This is a genomic window from Streptomyces sp. NPDC059524 (genome assembly GCF_042749255.1).
Classification (GTDB): Bacteria; Actinomycetota; Actinomycetes; order Streptomycetales; family Streptomycetaceae; genus Streptomyces; species Streptomyces xanthii.
The window spans coordinates 6316-11120 of the sequence record NZ_JBHYTK010000109.1; the positions used below are offsets into that span (position 1 = coordinate 6316).

General features: G+C 72.3%; 4 protein-coding genes and 1 pseudogene. 2 read left to right on the forward strand and 3 right to left on the reverse strand.

The window, feature by feature from the left end; translation table 11 throughout:
- Positions 1 to 94: 94 nt before the first annotated feature.
- Positions 95 to 700, reverse strand: a complete 606-nt coding sequence (locus ACFW9D_RS26370; RefSeq protein WP_188340125.1) for a PadR family transcriptional regulator — start codon at positions 698 to 700, stop codon at positions 95 to 97.
- Between the two features lie 176 nt (positions 701 to 876).
- Here ACFW9D_RS26370 and ACFW9D_RS26375 point away from each other — a divergent pair, with 176 nt between their 5' ends.
- The gene (locus ACFW9D_RS26375; protein WP_384625569.1) at positions 877 to 1686 is read left to right on the forward strand and encodes a PhzF family phenazine biosynthesis protein; all 810 of its coding nucleotides are present in this window, start codon (positions 877 to 879) and stop codon (positions 1684 to 1686) included.
- Between the two features lie 7 nt (positions 1687 to 1693).
- Here ACFW9D_RS26375 and ACFW9D_RS26380 read toward each other — a convergent pair whose 3' ends face one another.
- On the reverse strand, positions 1694 to 2494 hold the full coding sequence (locus ACFW9D_RS26380) for a CPBP family intramembrane glutamic endopeptidase (protein WP_384625572.1): 801 nt from the start codon (positions 2492 to 2494) through the stop codon (positions 1694 to 1696).
- A 190-nt stretch (positions 2495 to 2684) separates the two neighbouring features.
- Between ACFW9D_RS26380 and ACFW9D_RS26385 the strand changes: the two genes are divergently transcribed.
- Positions 2685 to 4457, forward strand: coding sequence for a substrate-binding and VWA domain-containing protein (locus ACFW9D_RS26385; RefSeq protein ID WP_384625575.1), 1773 nt, complete (start codon positions 2685 to 2687; stop codon positions 4455 to 4457).
- A gap of 60 nt (positions 4458 to 4517) precedes the next feature.
- Here ACFW9D_RS26385 and ACFW9D_RS26390 read toward each other — a convergent pair.
- Positions 4518 to 4805 (reverse strand): annotated as a pseudogene (locus tag ACFW9D_RS26390) (glutamate--cysteine ligase); the annotation flags it as partial.

Consider the following 4805-nt stretch of genomic DNA (forward strand, 5'->3'; position numbering starts at 1 on the left):
TCCCCCCCCCAGTCACGCCGGCGCCCCGCCGGCGGCGGCACGCGCCCCCACCCCCCCGACGCTCTGCCGTCCTCCTGCCGGTCCCGCACGGGGATCAGTCCTCGTCGGCGAGGATCAGGTACAGCTTCTTGCGCGCCTCGTTGATCACGGAGAGCGCCTTCTCGCGCTGCTCCTTGCTGCCGGTCTTCCAGACCTGGCCGAACGCCTCCATCAGACCGAAGCCGGCCTGCCGGATCTCGTTCATCGCGTCCCAGTCGACGCCGCGGCCCGCTTCCTCCCAAGGAGCGTCGGGCCCTTCCTCGGCGGCGGTCCGCCCGTCGTCGGTGAGCGAGAAGAGCTTCTTGCCACCCTCGCTCGCGCTGGCGATCAGGCCCTCGTCCTCGAGCAGCTGCAGCGTCGGGTAGACGGAACCCGGGCTGGGCTTCCACGCGCCGCCGCTGCGCTCGGCGATCTCCTGGATCATCTCGTAGCCGTGCATCGGGCGGTCCTTGAGCAGCGCCAGGATCGAGGCCCGCACGTCACCGCGCCGAGCCCGTCCGCGCGGGCCGCCACCGCGGCCTCCGCGTCCACCCCAGGGACCGGGACCGAACCCCGGCCCGAAGGGCCCGAACGCCCGGCGTCCCTCGAAGCCGCCCCGGCCGTGGTGGCCGGGGCCGCAGTGCCCGTGTCCGTGCTCGTGATCGTGTCCTTGCGTATGCATCTCCATCAGTCCTTCCCTGTCCGACATGACAGTTCGTTACCGTGATCTTCAATCGATCGCGATGTCTCGACGATATATCGGAAGCGATCGCAAGGCAACCCCTTGCGCGGTCGTGCGGGCTGACCTGCCGCGAAAACCGGCGGCCCGCGGACACCCCGGCGGCTACCGTCGGCGGCATGATCATTCGCATCGTCGACGCCTTCACCGACCGCCCCTTCGCCGGGAACCCCGCCGGCGTGCTGCTGCTCGACGCCTTTCCCGAGGACGAGTGGATGCAGCACGTCGCCCGGGAGGTCAATCACGCGGAGACCGCGTTCGCGCATCCGCTGCCCGAGGGCGGCGCCGCCGACTGGGCGCTGCGCTGGTTCACGCCGACCACCGAGGTCGACATGTGCGGGCACGCCACACTGGCCACCGCGCACGTACTGCACACGACGGGCGCGTCCGAAGGCCCGGTACGGTTCGCGACGCGCAGCGGCGTCCTGGTCGCCACCCCGCACGCGGACGGATCGATCACCCTCGACTTCCCGACCGCCCCCCTCACCGAGGAGCCGGTCCCCCACGCGATCACCGAGGCACTCGGCGTACGGCCGCTGTCGGCGCACGACACCGGGGACGCGATCGGCGACCTGCTCGTCGAACTCGCCGACGAGCAGGCGGTACGGGACCTGGCGCCGGACCTCGCCGCGCTGGCCCGGGGCTCACGGCGCGGGGTGATCGCGACCGCGCTCGCCCAGGACCCCGGCACGGGCTACGACTTCGTGTCCCGGTGCTTCTTCCCGAACGTCGGCATCGACGAGGACCCGGTGACCGGCAGCGCGCACACCGCGCTCGCCCCGTTCTGGGCCGCCAGGACCGGCCGCGACGACCTCACCGGCCTCCAGGCCTCGGCCCGCACCGGCCTCGTCCGCGTCGGCCTGCGCGGCGCGCGGACCCTGCTCACCGGCCACGCCGTGACCGTCGTGGAGGGCGAACTGCACGCCTGACGGAGGATCAGGCGGTGGGGAGCCAGTCGACCTTGCCGGCGAGCAGCCCGTACCCGACGAACGCGCCGATGTCGAGGAGAGAATGGGCCACCACCAGCGGCCCGACCCGCCCCCACCGCCGGTACAGCAGCGTGAAGACGATGCCCATCGCGACGTTCCCGAGGAAGCCGCCGACGCCCTGGTACAGGTGGTACGAGCCGCGCAGCACGGACGAGGCGATCAGCGCCTGCCCCGGCGTCCAGCCCAACTGGCCGAGCCGGCGCAGCAGATAGCCGAGGACGATGACCTCTTCGAGCACCGCGTTCTGCACCGCCGAGAGGATCAGGACGGGGTACTTCCACCACACGTCCGGCAGCGCCTCGGGCACCACCGTCAGGTTGAAGCCCAGGCCGCGCGCGGCGAGATAGAAGGCGATGCCGGTGCTGCCGATGACGGCGGCGACACCGGCGCCGCGCGCCAGATCGAACCACGGCCGGGTGCGGTCGAAGCCGATCACGCGCAGGCTCTCGCCCTCCCGCAGCAGGAGGTGCGCGACGAGCGCGACGGGCACGAGAGCGCTCGCGATCCCGAACAACTGCCAGGCCAGATCCAGCCAGGGGCGGCCCGGCGCCGCGGAGGCGTTGAGCGTCGCCGCCTGGTCCTTCAGACCGCCCGGTTTGGTGACCGATCCGACAAAGCTGATCAGCGCGGACACGCCGCTCGCACCGAGCGAAAGCCCCAGAACGATCAGCGTCTCACTCCGCAGAATTCGTCGCGAAGGGCCCTCGCCGGGAAAAGAATCGGCCACCTGCACTGCCTCCACCTGCACTCTTGACGCCAGTTCAGTAATCCCGCCTCATCCCTCACGCCGCACCGCTAGGGTCTCGAATGCAGGTACGAAGATCGCGCGCGACAGGCCGAGGGGGGCGGAGCGCCGCAGACCGGCGCACCCCTGCCCTCCCTCGCATCACCGCTTATATCGCAACTGCCTTTATGGCTCAGGGAGGGGCACCACCGCCATGGGACGTCACAGCAGCATGCCCGACGGGTACGGGTCGGCCACGGCCGACCCCCGGCCTCGGTCACGCGGCCGCACGGTGGCCATCGCGACGGCCCTCGTCCTCGTCGTGGCGGCAGGCACGGCCCTGGCGATCCGCAGCGATCTGCTCGGCATCGGCGACGGGTGCGACGGGTCCGTGAGCCTCGGCGTCATGGCCTCGCCCGACGTCGCCCCCGCGCTGCGCGACGCGGCCGACCGCGTGCACGAGCAGAAGATCACCTCGGACGGGAACTGCCTCGACATCACGGTCACCGCGAGCGAGTCGTACAAGGTCGCCGAGACGCTGCGGCGCCAGGGCGACCGGTCCGACTTCCAGGTGTGGGTGCCGGACTCGAGCCTGTGGATCAAGCGCGTCACGCAGAACTCGAAGGCGGTCCCGGTCACGGCCGCGGGCACCTTCGCCTCCTCGCCGATCGGCGTGGGCATGGTCCCCTCCGCGGCGAAGTCCTTCGGCTGGCCGAACAAGACGTACTCGTGGACCGAGTTGACCGGCGCCGCCATGGAGGGGGACACCGTGCGCCTCGGCGCCGCCGACCCGGCCCGCAGCGCGACGGGCCTGCTCGCCCTGACCAAGCTGTCCGCCGCGGCGCAGAAGTCGGGCGACGGCGACGGCACCGAGGCCGCCGCCATGGCCAAGGTCCTGGCCCAGCGCACGTCGGACAACGACGGCCAGCTGATGGACACGGTGGCCCGCGACTCCTCCGGCACCGAGGCCGGCAACCCGCGGCGCAACGAGGCGCTGATCGTGTCCGAGCAGGCCGCGTTCACGCACAACGCGGAGGTGGGCGACGACGGCGCCCTCGACCTCTTCTACCCCAAGGACGGCTCCCCCGCCCTGGACTACCCCTTCTCGCTGGTCGACGAGTCCGCGCTGACCACCGACGAGAGCCGGGCCGCCCTGCGCTTCATGACGCTCCTCTCCGCGCCCGACGGCCGCTCGATCATGGAGAAGCACGGCTTCCGCACCGAGGACACCAGCTCGCCGGAGACGGTCGCGGCGCAGGCCGGCGGCCGTTCCCCGCAGCCGTACGCGGAGCCCAGCGCGGACCCGGCCACCGACGAGCAGGTCGAGCAGACCCTCGGCATGTGGACGATCACGGTGCAGAGCGCGCGCATCACCACCGTCGTCGACGCCTCCGGCTCCATGGGCAACCTGGTGCCGAACCGCGGCCAGTCACGGATGGAGGTCACCAAGGCCTCCATGCTGGCCGCACTGCGGACCTTCACGCCCGAGGACGAGATCGGCCTGTGGGAGTTCTCCACGCACCTGGACGGCAACCGCGACTACAAGCGGCTCGTGCCGACGGAGCGGCTCGGCGACCGCAAGGGCGCGGGCACCCAGCTCGACCGGCTCAACGCGGCGTTCACCTCGCTGCAGCCCGTTCCCGACGGCGCCACCGGCCTCTACGACACCACCCTGGCCGCCTACCAGGAGGCCACCTCCGGCTACAGGAACGGCAAGTTCAACGCGCTGGTCGTGGTCACCGACGGCAAGAACGAGGACCCCGGGTCGATCTCCCGCAGCAACCTCATCAGCCGCCTCGAGGAGCTGTCCGACCCGGAGCGCCCGGTGCCGCTCATCGCGATCGCCGTCGGCCCGGACACGGACAAGGACGAGATCGAGCAGATCGCCGCGGCCACCGGCGGCTCCGGGCACCTGGTCAACGACCCGGCCGACATCCAGGAGGTCATCCTGAACGCGATCATCAAGGCCGGCGCCAGGACCAACTGACCGGCCGCGCCCGCCCGTACCGTTCGCCGGCACCGCCCGCTCCTGCCGCTCGCCCCGCCGTCAGCCGAGCGTCACCGCGGGCTCCGGCAGCCCGACGGGCCAGGTGTGCACCGGCTCCCCCCGGTGCATCAGCTCGCAGTACCTGCGGGTCGTCGCGGCGAGCGCATCGTCCCGCCCGAGCCCGCTCGCGCGCGCCTTGTGGTACGTCGCGGCCTGCCACTCGGCGCCGTTCATGCGCAGCGCGCAGCGCTGTTCGATGACGCCGAGATAGCGGTCCCGGTCGGGGGGGGGGGGGGCCCCCCCCGGGGGCCGCCCGCGCGCGGCGCGGGGCCGCGGGGGACGGACGGC